At 72.7% G+C, this 21,397-nt stretch carries 20 protein-coding genes; 5 read left to right on the top strand and 15 right to left on the bottom strand.

The genetic code is table 11. The features are described from left to right. Position 1: 1 nt before the first annotated feature. Together ACIPN7_RS16050 and ACIPN7_RS16045 are read right to left on the bottom strand one after the other, a co-directional pair. Positions 2-532, bottom strand: coding sequence for a peptidoglycan-binding domain-containing protein (locus tag ACIPN7_RS16050; RefSeq protein ID WP_357486118.1), 531 nt, complete (start codon positions 530-532; stop codon positions 2-4). A gap of 131 nt (positions 533-663) precedes the next feature. After that, complete coding sequence (locus ACIPN7_RS16045) at positions 664-1,383, bottom strand: SDR family NAD(P)-dependent oxidoreductase (protein WP_400543976.1); 720 nt, start codon at positions 1,381-1,383, stop codon at positions 664-666. A 54-nt stretch (positions 1,384-1,437) separates the two neighbouring features. Between ACIPN7_RS16045 and ACIPN7_RS16040 the strand changes: the two genes are divergently transcribed. Together ACIPN7_RS16040 and ACIPN7_RS16035 are read left to right on the top strand one after the other, a co-directional pair. Beyond that, complete coding sequence (locus tag ACIPN7_RS16040; protein ID WP_400543973.1) at positions 1,438-1,968, top strand: MarR family winged helix-turn-helix transcriptional regulator; 531 nt, start codon at positions 1,438-1,440, stop codon at positions 1,966-1,968. A gap of 52 nt (positions 1,969-2,020) precedes the next feature. Further along, positions 2,021-2,947 (top strand): LD-carboxypeptidase, encoded by a 927-nt coding sequence (locus tag ACIPN7_RS16035; protein WP_400543970.1) that lies wholly within the window; start codon positions 2,021-2,023, stop codon positions 2,945-2,947. 42 nt (positions 2,948-2,989) lie between these two features. Here ACIPN7_RS16035 and ACIPN7_RS16030 read toward each other — a convergent pair whose 3' ends face one another. Both ACIPN7_RS16030 and ACIPN7_RS16025 read right to left on the bottom strand, forming a co-directional pair. Next, complete coding sequence (locus ACIPN7_RS16030; protein ID WP_377227827.1) at positions 2,990-3,457, bottom strand: Lrp/AsnC family transcriptional regulator; 468 nt, start codon at positions 3,455-3,457, stop codon at positions 2,990-2,992. After that, positions 3,454-5,313, bottom strand: a complete 1,860-nt coding sequence (locus ACIPN7_RS16025) for an ABC-F family ATP-binding cassette domain-containing protein (protein ID WP_400543966.1) — start codon at positions 5,311-5,313, stop codon at positions 3,454-3,456. The genes ACIPN7_RS16030 and ACIPN7_RS16025 overlap by 4 nt, the downstream gene beginning before the upstream one ends. A 103-nt stretch (positions 5,314-5,416) precedes the next feature. On the opposite strand from ACIPN7_RS16025, the gene ACIPN7_RS16020 reads away from it, so the two are divergent. Further along, complete coding sequence (locus ACIPN7_RS16020) at positions 5,417-6,406, top strand: acetylxylan esterase (protein WP_400543963.1); 990 nt, start codon at positions 5,417-5,419, stop codon at positions 6,404-6,406. Between the two features lie 86 nt (positions 6,407-6,492). Beyond that, complete coding sequence (locus ACIPN7_RS16015; RefSeq protein ID WP_400543960.1) at positions 6,493-7,302, top strand: acetylxylan esterase; 810 nt, start codon at positions 6,493-6,495, stop codon at positions 7,300-7,302. Between the two features lie 12 nt (positions 7,303-7,314). On the opposite strand, the gene ACIPN7_RS16010 is transcribed toward ACIPN7_RS16015, so the two are convergent. The 10 genes from ACIPN7_RS16010 to ACIPN7_RS15965 all read right to left on the bottom strand — a co-directional run bounded on the left by ACIPN7_RS16010 (position 7,315) and on the right by ACIPN7_RS15965 (position 18,847). Further along, a complete protein-coding gene (locus ACIPN7_RS16010; RefSeq protein WP_400543957.1) occupies positions 7,315-8,265 on the bottom strand; it encodes a 4-(cytidine 5'-diphospho)-2-C-methyl-D-erythritol kinase in 951 nt (316 codons plus the stop codon). Further along, entirely contained in the window at positions 8,262-9,179 is a 918-nt protein-coding gene (gene rsmA / locus ACIPN7_RS16005; RefSeq protein WP_400543954.1) for a 16S rRNA (adenine(1518)-N(6)/adenine(1519)-N(6))-dimethyltransferase RsmA, read from the bottom strand. Before rsmA ends, ACIPN7_RS16010 begins: the two co-directional genes overlap by 4 nt. A 108-nt stretch (positions 9,180-9,287) precedes the next feature. Then, complete coding sequence (locus tag ACIPN7_RS16000) at positions 9,288-10,490, bottom strand: ubiquitin-like domain-containing protein (protein WP_400543951.1); 1,203 nt, start codon at positions 10,488-10,490, stop codon at positions 9,288-9,290. Positions 10,491-11,014: 524 nt separating this feature from the next. Next, positions 11,015-12,358, bottom strand: a complete 1,344-nt coding sequence (locus tag ACIPN7_RS15995; protein WP_400543948.1) for a transglycosylase family protein — start codon at positions 12,356-12,358, stop codon at positions 11,015-11,017. Positions 12,359-12,576: 218 nt separating this feature from the next. Then, entirely contained in the window at positions 12,577-13,746 is a 1,170-nt protein-coding gene (locus tag ACIPN7_RS15990) for a ubiquitin-like domain-containing protein (RefSeq protein ID WP_400543945.1), read from the bottom strand. 93 nt (positions 13,747-13,839) lie between these two features. Next, on the bottom strand, positions 13,840-14,775 hold the full coding sequence (locus tag ACIPN7_RS15985) for a TatD family hydrolase (RefSeq protein WP_400543942.1): 936 nt from the start codon (positions 14,773-14,775) through the stop codon (positions 13,840-13,842). Positions 14,776-14,783: 8 nt separating this feature from the next. Next, complete coding sequence (gene metG / locus ACIPN7_RS15980; protein ID WP_400543939.1) at positions 14,784-16,409, bottom strand: methionine--tRNA ligase; 1,626 nt, start codon at positions 16,407-16,409, stop codon at positions 14,784-14,786. 62 nt (positions 16,410-16,471) lie between these two features. Further along, a complete protein-coding gene (locus ACIPN7_RS15975; protein ID WP_400543937.1) occupies positions 16,472-17,128 on the bottom strand; it encodes a nucleotidyl transferase AbiEii/AbiGii toxin family protein in 657 nt (218 codons plus the stop codon). Further along, a complete protein-coding gene (locus ACIPN7_RS15970) occupies positions 17,128-17,493 on the bottom strand; it encodes a hypothetical protein (RefSeq protein WP_400543934.1) in 366 nt (121 codons plus the stop codon). Before ACIPN7_RS15970 ends, ACIPN7_RS15975 begins: the two co-directional genes overlap by 1 nt. A 109-nt stretch (positions 17,494-17,602) precedes the next feature. Continuing rightward, positions 17,603-18,847, bottom strand: a complete 1,245-nt coding sequence (locus ACIPN7_RS15965; protein WP_400544398.1) for a PQQ-dependent sugar dehydrogenase — start codon at positions 18,845-18,847, stop codon at positions 17,603-17,605. Positions 18,848-18,995: 148 nt separating this feature from the next. On the opposite strand from ACIPN7_RS15965, the gene ACIPN7_RS15960 reads away from it, so the two are divergent. Further along, complete coding sequence (locus ACIPN7_RS15960) at positions 18,996-19,592, top strand: isochorismatase family protein (RefSeq protein WP_400543931.1); 597 nt, start codon at positions 18,996-18,998, stop codon at positions 19,590-19,592. A 21-nt stretch (positions 19,593-19,613) separates the two neighbouring features. Here the strand turns inward: ACIPN7_RS15960 and ACIPN7_RS15955 are convergent, their stop codons facing one another. Next, entirely contained in the window at positions 19,614-21,386 is a 1,773-nt protein-coding gene (locus tag ACIPN7_RS15955) for a dolichyl-phosphate-mannose--protein mannosyltransferase (RefSeq protein ID WP_400543928.1), read from the bottom strand. Between the last annotated feature and the right edge of the window lie 11 nt (positions 21,387-21,397).

The following is a 21,397-nucleotide window of genomic DNA, read 5'->3' as shown; positions in this document are numbered from 1 at the left end:
GTCAACCCCCGCACTCGATCTCGGTGACCGCGTCCCGCGAGAGCGCGATGACCTTGTTCGAGGCGACCGGGCTCCGCGCCACCCCGGGCAGCACGTAGGAGCCCCAGTCGCAGTCGTTCTCGGCGAGGTAGGCGTCCCGCGCCCCGCCCGGCGCGGCGTAGCGGATGCGGTGGTCGGGGCCCTGGCAGCTGTAGTCGGGATCGCACAGCGAGATGGCCAGCGCGCGCATGGTGACCCAGGTGCTGGTGTCGACGCAGCCGTCGACGGGCAGCCCGTTGTACGCCTGGAACGCCCTGGTCGCGGCCTCCGACTGGCTGTCCCAGGTGCCGTCCACGGTCTCCAGCCCGGTCGCGGCCGACAGCACGTTCTGCGCCGCGACCACCTGGCCGCCGGACGTCTTGCCGCACTCGCCGACCGGGTCGTTGGACACCCAGGTCGCGCTCGAGTTGGCCGCCTGCACCACGGCGGCGACGATCAGGGCAAGGACCACGGTGCCCCCGCCCGCCTGCAGCCAGGTTCGGGTGGTGGGCATTTCCTCGCGCTCCTTCGTGTGCCCGACGGCGGAGCCGGGCGCGGGTGCTGGCTACCGCGAGCGTAACAATTCGCACTTACACGACGGAAGCGGCGCACCGGCAGAAACCGGATCTCATGCGTTCCGATGGGCTAACGGGTCGTGCGCGCGCCGCCGTTCACGTGCAGCGTCTGCTCGGTGATGTGCCGCGCGGCCGGCGAGGCCAGGAACGAGACCAGCCCGGCGACGTCGTCCGGCGTGCCGGGGCGCTTGTCGTGCGTGGCCGCGACCAGCCGGCTCAGGCGCTCCTGCGTGAGCCGGCCCTTGAAGTACCCGGTGTCCTCGATGTACCCGGGCGCCACGCAGTTCGCGGTGATCCCGCGCGGCCCGACCGTCGCGGACAGACCGGCCGTCCACGCCTGGACGGCCGCCTTGGCCACGCCGTAGGACGTGCCCGCGTACTCGGCGCCGATCGAGCCGACGGTGACGACGCTGCCGCCGGCCGGCATCCGGTCGAGGACGGCGGTCACGACCAGCACGGTGCTGATCAGGTTCGCGTCGAGGTTGGCGCGCCAGCCGTCGGCCACCTGCGCGAGGCCCGCCGGCTCGGGTCCGTCGAAGTCCGTGTTGCCGCCGGCCATGGCCACCAGCACCTCGACGGGCGCGCCGAGCTGCGCGAGCAGCGCCTCGACGTCGTCCGGCCGCCCGACGTCGCAGCGCACCCCGCGCGCGCCCGTCGCCTCCGCGGCCCGGTCGAGCCGTTCCGTGTCACGGCCGGTGATCACGACCTGGCGCCCCTCCTCGACGAACCGACGCGCCACCGCGCTGCCGATACCGCCCGATCCGCCCGTGACGAGTACGAGTCCGGACATGCCGCTACCTCCTGGGGACGTGTACGTTTAGATCTAAACGTACAGGAGGTCAGAGTGACCGAGTACCCCTTCGACTCCACGGCGGCCGTTCCGCCCGAGGCCATCGCCGCAGCGTGGGAACGTGAGCTGCCGGGTGTCCCGGTGGCGTCGATCGGCGTGATCACGCCGCTGTGGCGCGCCGCCAAGACCCTGGCGGACGAGCGGCGCCGGACGCTGCGCCGGATCGGCATCGACCCCGCGACGCTCGACCTGCTCAGCACCCTGCGCCGGTCCGGGACGCCCTGGTCGCTGACCACGCGCGAGCTCGCGGCGCACACGCTCGTCACCGCCGGCGCGATCTCGCAACGGGTTGCGCGGGCCGAGCGCGAGGGCCTCGTCGTGCGCTCGTCGTCCGACGCCGGACGGCGGGCCGTGGCCGTGACCCTGACCGACGCCGGGCACGCCCTCGTCGAACGTGCCGTCCGGGAGCTGCTCACCCACGAGGAGGCGCTGCTGGCCGGGCTGCCGGCCGAGGACCGCCTGCTGCTGTCGGGACTTCTCACCCGGCTCACGACCACGCTCCGGGGCCAGATTTCAGATGAGTGAAAGAAAGCACCACCAGCGGGCGCACGACGGTCGGGCAGGTAGTGTCGGCGGCATGCTGCGGCCCCTGATCAGCCCGCCGCGACTGCGCCCTGGCGACACGGTCGCCGTCGTCGCCCCGTCCGGCCCCGTCCCGGCCGAGCGGCTCGACGAGGGCGTCGCCCACCTGCGGGACTGGGGCCTCGACGTACAGGTGATGCCCCACGTGCTGGACACGCACCCGGACCACGCCTACCTGGCGGGTCACGACGAGGCGCGCGCCGCAGACTTCCAGGAGGCCTGGCTCGACCCGGACGTCCGGGCGATCGTCACGGCGCGCGGCGGCTACGGCGCCGCACGGATGGTCGAGCTCGTCGACTGGGACGCGCTCGCCGCCACGGACCCCAAGGTCCTCGTCGGGTACAGCGACTGCACGGTGCTGCACCAGGCGGTCGCCGCGCGGCTCGGCCTGGTGTCGCTGCACGGGCCCATGTCCGGGACCATGTCGTTCCTCAAGTCCGACCTCGCTCGTGAGCACCTGCGGCGCACGCTCTTCGAGCCGGAGGCCACGCAGGTGCTCACCGGCCCGGACGCGCACACCCTGGTGGGCGGCACGGCTCGCGGCGTCACGACCGGCGGCTGCCTCTCGCTCCTGACGACGTCCGTCGGGACCGGCCCCACGACACCCTCGGCTGCGGGCGGAATCGTGCTGCTGGAGGACATCGAGGAGAAGGCCTACCGGATCGACTCGTTCCTCACGCACCTGCTGCGCGCGGGCTGGTTCGACGGCGCGGTGGGCATCGTGCTCGGGTCGTGGCAGGGCTGCGAGCCGGTCGAGCCGGTGGTCCTGGACCTGCTGGGCCCGCTCGGCATCCCGATCCTGGGCGAGCTCGGGTTCGGCCACGGCCCCGACCCGCTCACCGTGCCGTTCGGCGTCACCGCGGAGCTGGACGCCGACGCCGGCACGCTCGCGCTGGACCACCCGGCCCTGGCGCGGCGCTGAGCCAGGCGGGGCTGAGACCAGGCCGGGCTGAGCCAGGCCGGCTCAGTCGAGCTCGGCCGTCTGCCCCTCGAAGTACGTCTGCAGCACCACCGTCGTGCGCGTCGAGACCTTCGCCGTGCGCCGGATCTTGCCGAGCAGCTCCTCCAGCGCCCGCGGCGACGCCACCCGCGCGGTGAGCAGGTAGTTCGCGTTGCCCGCCACCGAGTAGCAGGACTCGATGCCGGCCATGCCGCGCAGCCGTTCGGGCGCGTCGTCCTCCTGTGCCTGGTCCAGGGGCGTGATCTCGATGAAGGCGGAGAGCGGCAGCCCGACCGCCTCCGGGTTCACGACCGCCCGGTACCCCGTGATGACGCCGCGCGCCTCCAGCTTGCGCACCCGCACCTGCACGGCGGACAGGGAGAGCCCCGAGATCTCGGACAGCACCGCCAGCGTGGTGCGCCCGTCCTTGCGCAGTGCGTCGACGAGCGCCCGGTCCACCCCGTCGAGCGGTGTCAGATCGTTGTCGGTCATCCCGCCACCTCCGCGGCTTCCAACCAGGCCGCCTCGAGCTCGTCCCGTTCGCTCACCAGGTCGCGGAGCTCCGCGTCCAGCCGCGCGACGGCCTGATAGTCCGTTGCCTGCCGCGCGATGTTCTCGTGCAGCTCAGCCTCTTTCTGGGCAATCTTCGCAAGTTGCCGCTCGATCCGGGAGACCTCCTTCTTCGCGGCGCGGATGTCACGCTGGGAGAGCTCCTCGCCGCCCGCCGCCGGGGCGCCCGCCGTCGCCCCGGCCGCACCCGCGCCGGGCCCCGGGGCAGCCCCGGGACCGCCGTCCGAGCCGGAGGTGCCCCGGGTGCCCGCCGCCTTGGCCGCCGTCCGCAGCCGCAGGTACTCCTCGACGCCCCCGGGCAGGTCGCGGATGGTCCCGTCGCCGAGCAGCGCGACCTGCCGGTCGGCGACCCGCTCCAACAGGTACCGGTCGTGCGAGACGACGATGAGCGTGCCGGGCCAGCCGTCCAGCAGGTCCTCGACGGCGGCGAGGGTGTCGGTGTCGAGGTCGTTGGTGGGCTCGTCGAGCAGCAGCACGTTGGGCTCGGAGACCAGCAGCCGCAGGAGCTGGAGCCGCCGCCGTTCGCCACCGGACAGGTCCCGCACCGGCGTGTACGCGCGCTCGCGCGTGAACCCGAGCTTCTCGGTGAGCTGCGCGGCGGTGAGCTCCTTGCCGTCGACGACGACCCGGCCCTTCTCCTGCTCGATCACCTCGACGGCCTTCAGGGTCCCGAGCTCGTCGAGCTCGGCGACGTCCTGCGAGAGCTCCCGCACGTGGATGGTCTTGCCGCGCTTGACGCGGCCCGAGTCCGGCTCACGGCGACCGGCGAGCAGCGCGAGCAGCGTCGTCTTGCCGGCACCGTTGACGCCCACGATGCCGTACCGGTCGCCGGGGCCGAGCCGCCAGGTCACGTCGTCGAACAGGACCTTGCCCGGTACGGCGACCGACACGGACTCGAGGTCCAGCACGTCCTTGCCGAGCCGCCGCGTCGCCATGCGGGTGAGCTCCATCGAGTCGCGCGGCGGCGGCTCGTCGTCGATCAGGGCGGACGCGGCGTCGAGCCGGAACTTGGGCTTCGACGTCCGGGCGGGCGCCCCGCGGCGCAGCCAGGCGAGCTCCTTGCGCAGCAGGTTGTCCCGCTTCTCGGCAGCCGTCGCGGCCTGCCGGGCCCGCTCGGCGCGCGCCAGGATGTAGGCCGCGTACCCGCCCTCGTACCCGTCGACGGCGCCGGTCCCGTCGCCGCGCACCTCCCACATGCGGGAGCAGACCTCGTCGAGGAACCAGCGGTCGTGCGTCACGACCACGAGCGCGCCCGTCGTGCCCGGGCGGCCGTACCGCTCGCGCAGGTGGGCGGCGAGCCACGCCACGCCCTCGACGTCGAGGTGGTTGGTGGGCTCGTCGAGCAGCAGCACGTCCGGGTCCTGGACGAGCAGGGCCGCGAGCGCCACACGGCGGCGCTGGCCGCCCGACAGCTTCGCGACCGGGGCGTCCCAGGGGAGGTCGGCGATCAGGCCGTCGTGCACCTCGCGGACGCGGGCGTCCGAGGCCCAGACGTGGGTCTCGGCGTCGCCGTGCACGAGGTCGAGCACGGTGGCGTCGTCGGGCAGCTCGTCGCGCTGGTCCAGCAGGCCCAGGGTGGAGCCGCCCACCCGGGTGACGCGGCCGCCGTCGGGCAGCGTGGCGCCCGCGAAGATGCGCAGCAGGGTGGACTTGCCCGCGCCGTTGGGGCCCACGATGCCGACGCGGTCGCCGTCGTCGAGCCCCAGCGAGACGTCCGCCAGAAGGGTCCGGGTGCCGATGGTCAGCGCGATGCCGTCTGCGCCGAGAAGATGTGCCACCTACCAAGGGTAGTCGCGCGCTACGCTCACCCCGGCCGACGGCGACCGCACAGGAAAGACTTCGCCACCGGCACAGCACAAGACGACGCCGAGGAGCATCCACGTGGCCCAGTTCGACATGCCGCTGCCCGAACTCGAGAAGTACACCCCGGAGGTCGACGAGCCCGCCGACTTCGACGAGTTCTGGTCGACCACCCTGGCCGAGGCCCGCACGTTCGACGACGCGCCGCAGGTGGAGCGCATCGACGTGGGGCTCACCGAGATCCTGGTCGACGACGTCACGTTCGCCGGTTTCGGCGGGCACCCGGTCAAGGCGTGGCTGACGCGTCCCGCGCACGCGCCGGGCGACCTGCCCGTCGTGGTCGAGTACCAGGGCTACGGCGGCGGGCGGGGCCTGCCGCACGAGCGCATCCAGTGGGCCGCCGCGGGCTACGCGCACCTCATGATGGACACGCGCGGCCAGGGGTCGGGCTGGGGCGCGGGCGGGGACACGGCGGACCCGGTGGGGTCGGGCCCCGCGTCCCCCGGGTTCATGACGCGCGGCGTGCGCGACCCGCACGACCACTACTACCGCCGCGTCTTCACCGACGGCGCCCGCGCCGTGGACGCGGTACGCGCGATCCCGGGCCTGGACCCGGCGCGGGTGGCGCTGAGCGGCGGCAGCCAGGGCGGCGGCATCACCATCGCGGTCGCGGGCCTCGTGCCCGACGTCGTGGCCGCCATGCCGGACGTGCCGTTCCTGAGCCACTACCGCCGCGCCGTGCAGATCACGGACAACCTGCCGTACAACGAGATCACCCGGTACCTCTCCGTGCACCGCGACCCGGCGGTCGAGGAGCAGGTCTGGCGCACCTTCTCCTACCTGGACGGGGTGTCGTTCGCCCGGCGCGCCCGCGCGGCGACGCTGTTCTCGGTGGCGCTCATGGACGCCACGTGCCCGCCGTCCACGGTGTACGCGGCGTACAACGGCTGGGGCCCGGGCGGGGCCGGCGCGGTGAGCAAGGAGATCGACGTCTACCCGTACAACAACCACGAGGGTGGCGGCGACTACCGCTTCCCGCGCAAGCTCGCATGGCTGAACAAGATCATCTGACGGCCGGGGGTCGTGGACCGGCGTCCGGACTGTCGGACACGGGCGGTACGCTCCGAGCGCACGCCCAAGACCCGGAGGTACCGCCCGTGCCCGAGTACGACCTGCCGCTCGTCACGGTGGCACCGGCTGCTCCGCCCGCCACCGACGAGCCCACGGACTTCGACGCGTTCTGGGCGGCGAACCTCGCCGCGCACCGGGACATCGAGGTCGCGCCGGTCCTGACCGCGACGTTCGCCCGCTCGCGGGACCTCAACGCGGAGACCGTGACGTTCGCCGGTTTCGAGGGCCGCCCGGTGACGGGCTGGCTCGTCATGCCGGTCGGGGCCGCCGCGACGCTGCCCGGCCTGGTCGAGCTGCGCCCGGCCGGCAAGGCCGCGGCGCGCGACCTGGAGTGGCTCGCGTCCGGCGGGTTCGCCCACCTGGTCGTCGAGGTGCCGCAGGACGACCTGGACGACCCGTACAACCGCGGCGTCTTCACCGACGCGGTCCGGGCGGTGCAGGCCCTGCGCACGCTGGCGAGCGTGGACCCGTCGCGCATCGCGGTGCTCGGCACGGGCCCGGTCGCGGCGGCGGCCGTCGCCGCGGCCGGCCTGCTGCCCGACCTCGCGTGCGCCCTGGTCGAGGGCGACATCCCGGCGGCGCACAAGGACTCCCTGGTCGCGTTCGCCCGCCGGGCGAGCACCCCGCTGCAGCTCACGCAGGGCGCGGGCGCCCAGGTGCTGCTGGAGGAGTGGGGCCGCAACGCCGCCCTGGCGCTCAGCGCCATGACGGGCACCGTGGAGCGGGTGGTCGAGTGCGTCCTGACCGCCGAGAGCAACCTGGCGACGCGGCGCACCCGCTGGGTCACGCGGCACACGCACCTGACGAACGTCTTCGTGCCGCAGGTCGCGTACTGACCCGGTGCGCGCTCAGGCGCGCATCGGGGTCACGATCTGCGTGCCCGGGGCGGGCCCGGTAGCACACCAGACCGCGTCGACGACGTCGGCCGCCGTCCACGCCGCGCCCAGCGCCAGCGCGTGCTGCCGGGACCGGCCGAGCGCGGCGACCGTGGGGCCGGACCCGGACACGACGACGCCCAGCGCGCCGGACTCCGTGGCGACCTCCAGCACGCCGGCGAGCTCGGGCCGCAGGTCGAGCGCCGGACCCTCCAGGTCGTTGTGCAGCGCCTTGCCGAGCGCCACCGCGTCACCGGCGCGCAGCGCGTGCATGATCGCCGTGTCGTCGGTGGGGGCCACGCGCGGCGTCGACGGGCCGGCGAGCTCGTCGAACCGGCGGAACACGGTGGGCGTCGAGAGGCCCTCCCGCTGCGTCGCGAAGCACCAGTGGAACTCGCCACGGGTCATCGCGGGCGTGAGCAGGTCGCCCCGGCCCGTGCCGACGGCAGTGTGCCCCAGCAGCGAGAACGGCACGTCCGCACCGAGCTCGGCGGCCAGCTCCACGAGGTCCGGGCGGGGTATGCCGGCCTCCCAGAGGGCGTCGCAGGCCACGAGCGCGGCGGCGGCGTCGGCGGACCCGCCCGCCATGCCGCCGGCGACCGGCACACCCTTGGTGAGGTGGAGCTGGACGTCGGCGGGCAGGCCCGTGCGCTCGGCCAGCAGCGCAGCGGCACGCCACGCGAGGTTGGTCTCGTCGGTCGGGACGACGTCGGCCTGCGGGCCCGAGACCGTCAGCGAGATGCCGGCGCCGGGTGCCACCTGGGTCGCCGTCACCTCCTCGAACAGGGAGACGGCCTGGAAGATCGTCGCGAGCGGGTGGTAGCCGTCGTCGCCGACGGGACCGACACGCAGCCCGAGGTTGACCTTGCCGGGCGCGCGGACCCGGACCGACGGCGGCGGGGCCGCTGCGAGACGCGGGATCACTCGTCCCCCTCCTGCTCTGCGGTGCCGGACGCAGGGGTCACCCCGGTGACCTGGGTGTCCGGCAGGTCGGGGAGCTGCTCCGCGATGCGCGCGAACTGCTCGACCACGAGCGTCTCACCCCGGGCGCCCGGGTCCACGCCGGCGGCCCGGAGCGCCGTCTCGGCGGCGACGCCGGAGCCGAACACGCCGGACAGGGCGGCGCGCAGCGTCTTGCGGCGCTGCGCGAACGCGGCGTCCACGACGGCGAACACCTGCTCGCGCGAGGCGGTGGTCGAGGGCGGGTCGCGCCGCTCGAGGTAGACGAGCGCGGAGTCGACGTTGGGCGCGGGCCAGAAGACGTTGCGCCCGATGGTCCCGGCGCGGCGGGCCGACGCGTACCACGCGGCCTTCACCGACGGGATGCCGTAGATCTTGGAGCCCGGGACGGCGGCGATCCGGTCGGCCACCTCGGCCTGCACCATCACGAGCACGCGTTCGAGCGAGGCGAACCGTTGCAGCATGGTGAGCAGCACCGGGACGGCCACGTTGTACGGGAGGTTCGCGACGAGCGCCGTCGGCGGCTCACCGGGCAGCGCGGTGACGTCCAGCGCGTCGGAGAGCACCACCTCGAAGTCGGCGCCCGGGACCCGGGTCCGCACGGTGTCGGCGATCTGCCCGGCCAGGACCGGGTCGATCTCGATCGCCACGACGGAGGCGCCGGCCTCCACGAGGCCCAGCGTCAGGGAGCCCAGCCCGGGCCCGACCTCGACCACCCGCTCGCCGGGCCGGAGCCCCGCGGTGCGCACGATCTTGCGGACGGTGCCGCCGTCGTGCAGGAAGTTCTGGCCGAGCGTCTTCGTTGGCCGGACGCCCAAGCGCCCTGCCAGGTCGCGGATCTCCGCGGGACCGAGCAGGGCGCTTGAGGTGTCGTTCATGCAGGTGAGCCTAACTGGAGCGTTCGTGCGGAGCGTACTCGGAGGTGGGACGCGGCGAAGCAAGTCCCGCCGGAGAGGGCGCGGAGCACGAGAGCGACCATGGCTCTGTCAGTACCAACCCACCGACTCCGAGTGGCCCCACGCACCGCACGGCGTGCCGTAGCGGTCCGCGATGTAGCCGAGGCCCCACTTGATCTGCGTGGCCGGGTTGGTGGCCCAGTCCGAGCCCGCCGAGCCCATCTTGGAGCCCGGCAGCGCCTGCGGGATGCCGTAAGCGCCCGACGACGGGTTGGCCGCCTGGTAGTTCCAGCCGGACTCGCGCTCCCAGAGGGACTCGAGGCAGGTCCACTCCGAGCCGGTCCAGCCGCGGGCGGCGGCCAGCTGCTGGCCGATCTCCTTGACCGAGCCGGACGGCGCCGGGGTGCTGCTCCCGGTGCTGGTCGCCTCGACGGTGGCCTTCTTCTCCACCGGGCGTTCCTTGGTGCCCTCGACGATCACGCGGGTGACCGGCTTCTTGGTCACCTTGTTCGAGAGCTCCTTGCGGGCGACGACCTCGCCGTCGACCGTACGGAGCTGGACGATGCGCGTGCGCACGCCGTCCCTGCCCGCGGTGCGGACGTGGTCTCCCTCGTCCGTGTAGCGGTCCTTGTCCTGGACGGTCTTCGTGTCGTGGTCCAGGTCGAACCGCTGTGTGACCTTCTTGGTCTCGACCCGCTGCACCTGGACGGCGACGTCGGCACCGGCCTTCGTGGCGGACTTGGCCGACTTCGCGTCGATCGCTTTGTCCTCGGCCAGGGTGGCCACCGGCACGATGTTCACGAGGTCGTCCTTGTCGAGCTCGACCTTCAGGCCGTTGAGCACGCTGTCGACGCCGTCGGCGCGGTCCTCGACCACGCGCGTCTTGCCGTCCGCCACCACGGCGACGGGGCCGTCGTCGTTCAGGCGGAGCGGGAGCGAGGCACGGTCGCCGGAGCGGGACGCCACCAGGGAGACGTCGCCGCCGCGCTCGGCGAGGGTCGTCAGCGCCTCAGCGGCATCGGTCACGGTGACCCAGACGTCGCGCTCGTCGCCGCCGTCGGACATGGTGACCTGGCGGGCGTAGCGGACGACCACCTGGTCGCCGTCGGACAGCTTCGCGTCGGTGCCGGGGGCGACGACGTCGCGCTCGCCCAGACGGACGCCCTGCGACTCGAGCATGCCCTGCACGGAACCGGAGTAGGTGGTGATGGTCTTGGTGCTGCCGTCGACGTCGAGCGTGACGGTCTTGCGCGCCTCCGCGAAGGCGACGGAGCCGGAAGCGGCGATCGCCACGGCTGCGAGGCCGGCGATCAGGGGCCAGCGACGGCGACGCTTCGAGAGGGTCGTCTGAGGGTCGGGGGCCTCGGACTCTGAGTTGATGCTGGGGATGGAGCCAGAACTCTGCTGCTCAGAACGGGGGTTCACTCGTGTCCAGTCGTCGGACGTCCCGGGCACGGGCGGCGAGCCAGGGGCCACGCGCTCGCGCGAGCGTCCCCACCACGATTCGGCCTGGGGGCCTGGCGACTCTTGCGAGCCGTCGCGGTCTCGACCGGCCGATCCGGCGGTCTCGCACTGATCACGAGGTTCCGTTCTCAGCGCTGCCCTGCCACTGTTCGGGCGCTGTGGCCTACACCACTTCGCGCCCTCCCGCCAGCGAGGACAACCGAACGTAACTGATCCGTTATCGTCCGGCCAAGTTTCTCGGTGCTTTCAGGCTGTGTTATCGCTCACTCGTCTAGGACAACCGTCCAACTCACTCCCCGTGTCAGACGCACAGGCCACTCGGGTGACCTGTACGTCTGACATGTCGGGAGGGGTCAGAGCAGGCCGAGCTTCGCGGCACAGCCGGGCCACTGTCCCCAGCCGGACTGCGCCTGGAGCTTCTGGGCCCGCATGGTCTGCTCGGCGGCCGAGGCGTCCGACGGGAGGCCTGAACCGCCCATCGCCACCCAGGTCTGCTGCGAGAACTGGTACAGGCCGTAGTAGCCGTTGCCCGTGTTGGTGGTGGGATCGCCGCCCGACTCGCACTGCGCGAGCTGGGCCCAGACGCCGCCGGTCGCCACCACGTCGGCCTCCGGCTCGGGCGCGGCCTGCTGGGCCGGCTCCTTCGCGACGGGTTGCGGTTCCGGTTCCGGCTCCGGTTCGGGCTTCGGTGCCGGCCGGTCCTTGGTCCCGTACACGGTCACCTGGTCGACGGGCTTGCGCTCGACCTTCGAGGTGCGCTTGTCCCGCTTCACGACCTCGCCGTCCACGGTCGTGACGTCCCAGGTCGTGACGCGCTTGCCCACGACACCCTCGGTCGCCACGTACGGGTCGAGGTCCTCGTACCGGTCCGGGTCCGCGGTCCGCACCTTGTCGAACGACAGCCGGGTGACGGTCTTCTGGACCGAGCTCCGGACCTTCTCGACGACGACGGACAGCGTCGCGACGCCCGGGTCCGCCGACGCGTCGGACGCGCCGTCCGACCTCTCGACGGTGACCCGGTCGTCCGCGTCGACCGCGACGTCGTGCTCGGCGAGCAGGTCGTCGAGCTGCGCGGCACCGTCGGCCACCCGCTGGCTCTTGCCGCCGACGACCAGGTTCACCGGGCTGTCGGCGTCGAGCCGCAACGGGAGGGTCACGCGGCCGCCGGAGCGGGACGGGACCAGCGCGACGTCGCCGGCCCGCTGGGAGAGCGTGGCGAGCGCCTCGTCGGCGTCGAGCGCGGTGACCCACGTCGTGCGCCGCTCGCCGTCGGCCTGCAGGGTGACCTGGTGGCCGTAGCGGACCACGACCGTGCCGCCGTCCCGGAGGGTGCCCCCGGGCGTCACCGCGTCGCGGTCGGTGACGTCGACGTCCTCGTCGGCCAGGAGGCCGGCGACGTCGCCCTGGAAGGTCTCGACGGTCGTGACCTTGCCGTCCACGTCCAGCGTGACGGTCTTGTGGGCCGAACCGTAGGCGGTGATGCCACCGGCGCCGGCGACCGCGATGGCCGCGGCCCCTGCGAGGAGGGCGGCTCTGCGGTGGCGCTTACGGGGCGGGGCCGGCTGGGGGTCCGGCGGGGTGAGGGGGTGAACCGTTGTCGGCGGTTCGAAGATCTCGGTGATGCCGACGTCGGAGCCGGCCTCAGGGGTGGGGGGCAGTTCGCTGGGGATGCCCTGAGCTGGGTGGGGAGATGACACGCGGGTCCAGTCCTCGCGCGGTCCGGGCACGGAGGCCGGGACGGTACGAGTCGCACGCACCTCCCGCGCGGGGGCGCGGGCCCGACCGGCCGATCCGGCGGTCCCAGAGACCGTAACCCTGCCGTTATCAAATGCAAGCCTATCCGCGAAATACACCTTGGAAAGGTCGGGATAGATCCTTAAATATCCCAAATGTTCCAGGGTGAAAAACGCCCCGCTCAGTACCAGCCGATCTCCACCGAGTGCGCCCACGCACCGCACGGTGTGCCGTAGCGACCGGAGATGTAGCCCAGTCCCCACTCGATCTGGGTGGCCGGGTTGGTGAGCCAGTCGCTGCCGACCGTGGCCATCTTGGAGCCCGGGTTCGCCTGGGCGATGCCGTACGCCTGGCTGCTGGGGTTGTCGGCGTTCCAGCGCCAGCCGCTCTCCTTCTGCCAGAGCTGGTCCAGGCAGGAGAACTCGTCGGCGCCCCAGCCGCGCTCGGCGGCCATCGCCTGGCCCAGGGCCCGCGCGGAGCCCGGGTCCACGGGCGCGGTGGCCACGTCCATGGTCCCCACCACGAGCACCTCGTTCACGGGCTCACGAGTGACCTTGCGGTCCACCACGGTGCGCTCGACCACGGCGCCGCCCACCGTCTTGACCTCGTACGTCACTTTCGCCTCACCGGCGACGCCGGCGGTGCGGATCGACTCGTAGCCCTCGGGGAGGCTGGAGTCCTCGACCGTCTCGGTCTCGAACGGCACCACCTCGGTCACCGTGCGCGACGACGACGCGTCGCGGCTGACCATGATGATCATCCCGTCCACGGCGGCGGCGTCGAGCGGCACGGACGTGACGTCGCCGTCGGCCAGCGCGATCCCGGCCTCGTCGAACACGGAGCGCACCGTCGACCGGGTGGTGCTGAACTCCAGCACCGAGCCGTCCACGGCGATGTTGACCTTCTTGACCGTGGAGAACCGGACCGGGTCGCGGTCGAGCTGCGTGGTCCGGGAGGCCGTGGCGAGGGCGCCGTCGCCACGCGGCCCGAGAGCCGCCAGCAGCTCGCCGACCGTGCCCGCGGTGGTGCGCAGCGTGATCACCTGGCCGTCGAGCTCGACCGTGACGTTCCGGCTGGTGCGGACCACCACGGTGTTGCCGGTGCCGACACCGGACGTGGCGGACGGCTGCACCACGTCGTCGGGCTGCAGCTCGATGTGCTGCGACGCCAGCGCCTCGGCGACCGTGTCGCCGTAGACGCCGAGCGTGCGGACGTCGCCGTTGTAGTCGATCGTCAGGGTCGTCGCGTTGGCCGTGTACATGCCGGCGACGCCGACGAGCACGCCGACGACGGCACCACGAACCAGCCAGCGGGCCGGTCTGCTCGCGAGCCACGGCCGTGCGTACCTCACCACGAGCACCAGACCGTAACGGAACAAACCTCGCAGCAAAAGGCGTGGGGATATGAAATCAAATGCCGCTTTCTTCCGCCCAATGCGCCATTCTTACCAGGTGCCGTAGACGCGCTCCGAGTTGGCACCGATGTCGGCGCACAGCACCGCGAGGTCTTCCCCCAGGTGGGCCGCCATGCCGCGCACCGTGTGGGCCGCCGCGAACGGGGCGTTCGGCTGCCCCCGGTACGGGTGCGGCGTGAGGTACGGGGCATCGGTCTCCAGGAGGATCAGCTCACGCGGCGCCACGGCCAGGGCCGCGCGCAGGTGGTCGTTGGCCTTGAACGTGACCGGTCCGGCGAACGACAGGTACCAGCCGTGCTCGGCGCAGACGCGGGCCATCTCGGCGTCGCCGCTGTAGCAGTGGAAGACGGTGCGCTCGGGCGCGCCGTCGGCCAGCAGGACCTCGATGACCTGGGCGTGCGCGTCGCGGTCGTGGATCTGCAGGGCCAGGCCCAGCTCCTTGGCCAGCGCGATGTGCGCGCGGAAGGCGTCCCGCTGCGCCCGCTCGCCGCGCGGGCCCGTGCGGAACAGGTCCATGCCCGTCTCGCCGATCGCGCGGATGCGGTCGTTGCCCTTGGCCAGGTCGGCGATCTCGGCGACGGCGTCGTCCAGCCCCACCGCGTGCCGCTCCTCCGGCTCGGGCGTGAGTCCGTCGGGCCCCACCTCGTCGATGCCCGCGTGCAGGGTGGCCTCGTTGGGATGGATGGCGACGGCGCCCAGCACCCGCGCGTCCTGGCGGACGAGGGCGTCGGTCCAGCGCGCCGACGGCAGGTCGCAGCCCACCTGGACCACCCGGTCCACGCCCGCGGCCGAGGCCCGGTCCAGGTGGTCGGTGGCGGACGGCGGCCAGTCGCCCCGCTCGCCCTCCGGCGCCGTGCCGGGGAGCACGGCGGCGATGTGGTCGAGATGCGTGTGGTTGTCCACGACCGGGACCGGCAGCGGCTCGGGGGCGGCCGGGAACCCGCGCTCGCGTGTGCGCTTCGCCATCGCCGGGCTCAGGCCGCCGTGTCGTCGAGGCGCGGGAACAGGGCCGCGCCCTTGGTCACGGTGGTCCCCACGGGGAGCGCCCCGAACGTCGCCGCGCCGCCGAGCGGCTGGGCGTCGAGCGTCCCGAGCGAGGCCTCCGCGCCGAGCAGCTCCCAGAGCCCGGCCGCCGCCTTCGGCGTGATCGGGTTGAGGAGCACCGCGAGCGACCGCAGCGCCTCCGTCGCGGTGACGAGCGACGTCGCGAGGCGGCCGCCGTCCACCCCCGCGCCGGCCTCGTCGGTCTCGCCCGGCTCCTTGGCGAGCTTCCAGGGCTGTGTCTCGGCGAGGTACCCGTTCGTGGCGTCCACGAGCGTCCAGACCGCGGAGACCGCGTCGTGGATGGCGAGCCGGTCGATCGCCGCCTCGGCGTCGGCCACGGCCTGGGCCGCCACCCGGGCGAGCCCGGTCTCGGCGTCGGTGAGGGCGCCCGGGGCGGGCAGCGAACCGCCGAAGTACTTGCCGATCATCGCGGCGGTCCGGGACGCGAGGTTGCCGAACCCGTTGGCGAGCTCGCCGTTGTAGCGGGCGGTCATGTCCTCCCACGAGAACGAGCCGTCGCCGCCGAACGCGATGGTGCGCATGAAGTAGTAGCGGAACGCGTCCGAGCCGAAGGTGTCGATGATGTCGGACGGCGCGATGCCGGTGAGCTTGGACTTGCTCATCTTCTCGCCGCCCACCAGGAGCCAGCCGTGCGCGAACACGGTCCTGGGCAGCGGCAGGCCGGCGGCCATGAGCATCGCCGGCCAGATCACCGCGTGGAACCGCAGGATGTCCTTGCCCACGAGATGCACGTCAGCCGGCCACGTCCGGGCGAACTGCTCCTTGCGCTCCGGGTCGTCGCTGTCGAGGCCCACGGCCGTGGCGTAGTTCAGGAGCGCGTCGAACCAGACGTAGAGCACATGGGAGGAGTCCCACGGGATCGGCACGCCCCAGTCGAACGTCGAGCGCGAGATCGAGAGGTCCTGCAGCCCCTGCTTCACGAAGCTCACGACCTCGTTGCGGGCCGACGCCGGCTGCACGAACTCGGGGTGCTCCTCGTAGAGCGCGAGCAGCCGCTCCGCGTACCCGCTCATCTTGAAGAAGTAGTTCTGCTCGGAGAGCATCTCGACGGGCCTGCCGTGGATGGAGCACACCTTCTGCCCCTCGTACTCCCCCGTGCCGTCGAGCAGGTCGCCCGGGAGCTTGTACTCCTCGCAGTCCACGCAGTACGGCCCCTCGTAGGAGCCCTCGTAGATCTCGCCCTTGTCGTAGAGGCCCTGGAGGAACGCCTGCACGGCGGTCTCGTGCCGCTCCTCCGTCGTCCGGATGAAGTCGTCGTTGCGCACGTCGAGGGTCTCGAGCACAGGCTTCCATGCCGTCTCGACCAGCCGGTCCGCCCAGTCCTGCGGGGTCACGCCGTGGGACTCGGCGGTGCGCAGCACCTTCTCGCCGTGCTCGTCCGTGCCGGTGAGGAACCAGACGTTCTCCTGGCGCTGACGGTGCCAGCGCGTCACGACATCTGCGGCGACCGTCGTGTACGCGTGCCCGATGTGCGGGGCATCGTTCACGTAGTAGATCGGCGTCGTGAGGTAGAAGGTCTTCTCGGCTTCCGGCATGGGTCCATCGTAGGTGCGCGGTCCAGCCCGATCGCTGCGCCCGGGGCGCCGTGGCGGCGCGCTCAGCGGACGACGGCGGGGTCGATCTCGTCGGCCCAGTCGAGGAAGCGGCCGACGATCTCCTTGCGCCCGTCCTCGCCCACCTCGTACGCCTCGAACGACTCCGGGCTCTTGTCCTGGACCGATCGGAAACGATCCGCCAGCATCGCCCGGTCGAACGGCAGCGACTCCTGCTCGTCCCCGATCGCCAGGACCTCGTCACGGGTGAAGCGCCCGGAACCCACCACCGCGTCGATGTCGATGAAGTCACGCGTCTCACCCCTGGACCACAGGGCGCTCATCTTCCCGGCGACTGCGTCGCGGACGTCGAGCACCGGCCCGACAGCCAGCCGCGAGGGCTGGAACGCGCGGTAGTTCGCGCCGATCTGGACGTCGCTCGACTCGCCCGTGACGGGATCGGTGACGTTGACGTCGGCGAACGTCCGCCCGATCAAGTTGTCACGCACGTCCAGGCCGGCGGCCAGGAACGCCGCACGAAGCTTCGCCACCGAGACCACGAAGACATCGGGCTCGAACACGTTCGTGAACAGGTCCACGTCGTTGGACGGCCGGTCGCCGATGCCGTTCGCGGAGATCGCGTAACCGCCGGCCAACGCGAAGCCATAACCCTCCAGCGCCTCCAGGCCGATCGTGGCGAGGCGCTCGTGGAACGGGAGCATCAGGCGGCTCCCGTGACCTTCGACCTGGCAGCCAGCTCAGGGAACTTCGACTCCCACACCGCACGGCACCGACCAGGAAGATTGAGGAACGGCCAGAGCCGCAGCAGCTCGGACCGGTTCAGGACGGCCCGGTGGTCCGGCACGAAACCGTCGCGGACGGTCGCGCTGTACAGCTCCAGCTTCCGCGCTCTGCGACCGAGGTCGTACGTCGGGTCCAGGCTCGTGTCGATGTGCGGTCCCACGGTGACGACCCCCGTGCTGGGCCCTCGCAGCTCGGCCAGGGACTCCGGGGTGACGTACGGGATGTGGTCGGCGTAGACGTAGCCGCGCGGCACCGTCCGGTACGCGCCAGGTTCTGCGGACATCCTGTTCACCCCTCTCGATCGGCAGTGGTTCGAGCCTACGACGCGGCCCCTTCCCGCCGATCAGGATATCCACAGCCCTAGACGTCTGCCAGTGGATACCCGCCGCTGGTCACCCGGCAGGTGTCAGCGTGACCCGCAGCAGCCGGTCGTCGACCACCCGGCCGTCCTCGGACGCAGGCTGGCCCCGGCCGTCCGTGTTACCGGTCAGCACGTACAGCTCACCGTCCGCCCCGGCCTGGACCGCGCGCAGCCGCCCGTACTCCCCGGCCAGCAGCTCCTGCGGCTCCCCGAAGCCCGGGCTCTCGCCGTCGGCGACGTCCTGCGCCGTGCCGAGCAGCGGCACGCGCCACAGCCGCTCCCCGCGCAGCGCCGCCAGGTACACGGCCTCGTCGGTGACGGCGATACCCGACGGCGACGCCTCCGACGTCGGCCACCAGGCCACCGGGTCGACGAACCCGGCGCGCTCCCCCGGACCCTCGACGTCGGGCCAGCCGTAGTTGCCGCCCGCCTCGATCACGTTCAGCTCGTCCAGCTCGTTCTGCCCGAACTCGCTCGCGAACATCCGGCCGCTCGCGTCCCAGCCCAGTCCCTGCACGTTGCGGTGCCCCAGGGACCACACCGGCGAGCCGGGGTCCGGGTTGCCCGGCGCGGGTTCGCCGTCGGTCGTGACGCGCAGGATCTTGCCGCCCAGCGACTCCGGGTCCTGCGCGTTCGCGGGGTTCCCGGCGTCGCCGGTCGCGACGTACAGGTACCCGTCCGGGCCGAGCGCGATCCGGCCGCCGTTGTGGTTGGACGCGCTCGGGATGCCGTCGAGGATCGTCGTGACGTCGCGCAGCGTCATGCCGTCCAGGTCGAGCTCGGCGCGCAGCACGGCGTTGTCCTCCGCGCCGGTGCGGTACAGGAAGACGGTGAACGTCGGCCCGCTGTCCTCCGGGTCCACGGCCACGCCGAGCAGTCCGCCCTCGCCGCCGGGCGTCGTCTGGTCGGCCAGCTCCTGGGCGCCGCCGGACGCGTCGAGCGGTGCGACGTCGCCGTTCGGGTGCACCACGGCGAGCGCCGCGTCGTCCCGCATCGTGACCAGGAACCGCCCGCCGGGCAGCGGGGCGATGCCCCACGGGACCGGGAGCTCCTGAGCCACCACCTCGGTCTCGGCGGTCACCTCGCCGTCCCCGGGATCCGTCCCTTCCGCCCCCGACGGCGCCGCCGCGCTCGCCGACGCGGACGGGCTCGAGGACACGGTCGGGCTCGGCGACACCACCCCGGGCTCGGCCGACCCGCCACACCCGGCCAGCCCCGCGACCAGCACCGAAGCGGGCAGGACGAGTGCCCGTACCCCCCACCGACGTAGCGCCATGACATCCACGCCCCCATCCAAGCACCGCAGGGAGCGGAGCGGTCGGCAGAACGTCGGGTGATCGGCAGTCCGGGCTGCCGATCGTGTGACGAACTACCGACCACCCGGGGGTACCTCGTCCCACCCACGCAGTGGAAGAGTGAGTCCCATGAGCCTTGCCGAGTCCTCGCCCGAGCTGCGGGCCCTCATCGTCGTCGACGTGCAGCCCACGTTCTGCGAGGGGGGTGAGCTCGCCACGGAGGGCGCGAACGAGATCGCGCACCGCGTCGCCGCCTACGCCGCCGCCCACCGGGACCGGTACACGACCGTCGTGACCACGCAGGACTGGCACATCGACCCGGGCGAGCACTTCAGCGACACCCCGGACTTCGTCGACTCGTGGCCGCCGCACGGCGTCGCCGGCTCACCGAACGCCGAGCTGCACCCCGCGCTGGCCGACCTCGCGCCGGACGCCAAGCTGCTGAAGGGCCAGTACTCGCACGGGTACTCCGGCTTCGACGGCGCGGACGAGCACGGCCGCAGCCTCGCCACGGTCCTGTCGGACGCCGGGGTCACCGCCGTCGACGTCGTGGGCCTCGTCCAGTCGCACTGCGTGAAGCACACCGCGCTCGACGCCCGCCGCGCCGGGCTGCACGCCCGGGTGCTGACCGACCTGACGATCCCGGTCTCCCCGGAGCAGGGCGCGGCCGCCGAGAAGGAGCTGACGGCCGCGGGCGTGGACCTCCGCGACTCCTCGGCCCTCTAGCCCCCGCCCGTCACTCCCGCGCTAGATCCAGCTCGGGAGCACCATGAGCCGCTGCCAGTACTCGTACGGCACCGGCATCGCCGTCCAGATCGGGTAGTAGAGCACGCTCACGCCCACGATCAGCACCACGAGCACCGCGGCCAGCCAGCACACGATCCGCCGGTCCGCGCTCCGGCGCGACGTCCGTTCCAGCCCGACCGCCAGCACGTACACGAGCGTGAGGATCACGAACGGCGTGAACACGATCGAGTAGAACGTGAAGATGGTGCGGTCCGCGAGCGGCCACGAGTACAGGAACCACGGCAGCCAGCCCGCGGCGATCCCCACGAGGGCGGCGGTGCCGCGCCAGTCGCGGAACTTGATCACGAGCACCAGGACCACGGGGATCGCGAGGGCGCCGAGCCACCACAGCAGCGGGTTGCCGAGCGACGTGACGGCGGTGGCGCAATCGCCCGCGGAGTCCGCGGGGCACGGGCCCTGGCCCGGGGCGAACTTCTCCCAGAAGAACGACGTCGGCCGCCACTGCACGATCCAGCCGAGCGGGTGCGACGCGTAGTTGTGGTCCGAGTCCAGGTTGGTGTGGAAGTCCCACATCATGTGGTGGTACTCCCACAGCGACCGGCCTGCCTCCCAGGCGCCCTGCGCCCAGCCCCAGTCCGGCCACCAGCCCGGCGGCGTCACGCCGTTCACCACCGCCCAGTCGCGCAGGTACGACTTCGGGTGCGCGAACCAGGCCGACCACGACGCGACGTATACCGCGAGAACGGTGGGCAGCATGACCAGGGCGGCCGGGACGGCGTCGACCACCAGGGCGTCCTCCCACCACCGCCCGATGCCGGCCGTGCGGCGGGCCGTGAGGTCCCAGACCACGGTGAGCAGGCCGAACGCTGCGACGAAGTACAGGCCCGACCACTTCACGCCACAGGCCAGGCCCAGCGACACGGCCGCCGCGAGCCGCCACCACCGGAACCCCAGCCGTGGCCCGTACCGGCCGATCGCCCCACCGGCCTCGACGATCTGCGCCACCCGGTCGGCAAGCCGGCGTCTGGCCCACTCGCGGTCCATCACCAGGCAGCCGAACCCGACGAGCACCCAGAACATGAGGAACTGGTCCAGCAGGCCGGTGCGCGAGTGCACGATCGCCTCGCCGTCGACCGCGAGCAGCAGGCCCGCGACCAGGCCGAGCAGCGTGGACGAGAACATGCGCCGCGCGATCCGCACCAGGAGGAACACGGCGACCACGCCGATCACGGCACTCGCGATGCGCCAGGCCATCGGGTCGGTCGCACCGCCCATGAGGCGCATCCCGATGGCGATCATCCACTTGCCGACGGGCGGGTGGACCACGTACTCGGCCTCGTCGGTCTTGTACGAGCTGACGTCGCCGGCCTCGAACGCCGGGTTGGGCTTGTCGGGCCACGCGGCCTCGAAGCCGAGGCTGGCCAGCGACCAGCCCTCCTTGACGTAGTACGTCTCGTCGAAGACCAGCTTGCCCGGGCGGCCCAGCGCGTACAGCCGTGCACCGGCAGCGATCGCCGTCACGACCAGCGCGCCGAAGATGCCCCAGAAGCGGTCCGAGGCGCGGCGGCCGAGAGCGAGCCGGCGCTCGCCCAGCAGGTCGCGGAGGAGGCGGTCGCGCACCGGCGGCTCGGCCGGGGGGACGGCGGGGAACGAGCCCGTCGGCGTCATCCCGGCATCGACCGCCTCACGGCGCACGTGCGCCCCGTAGGTTCCAGGCAGGGCCTGCTGCACTGCGGCGTGATGCGCTCCGGTGGCTTCAGGCTGCTGAGACACCGGGCCAGCAT

The sequence above is a fragment of the Promicromonospora sp. NPDC090134 genome (assembly GCF_044746965.1).
Taxonomy (GTDB): Bacteria; Actinomycetota; Actinomycetes; order Actinomycetales; family Cellulomonadaceae; genus Promicromonospora.
Note: the sequence above shows the minus strand (reverse complement) of the source record. Positions and strands in the feature narration are given on the sequence as shown.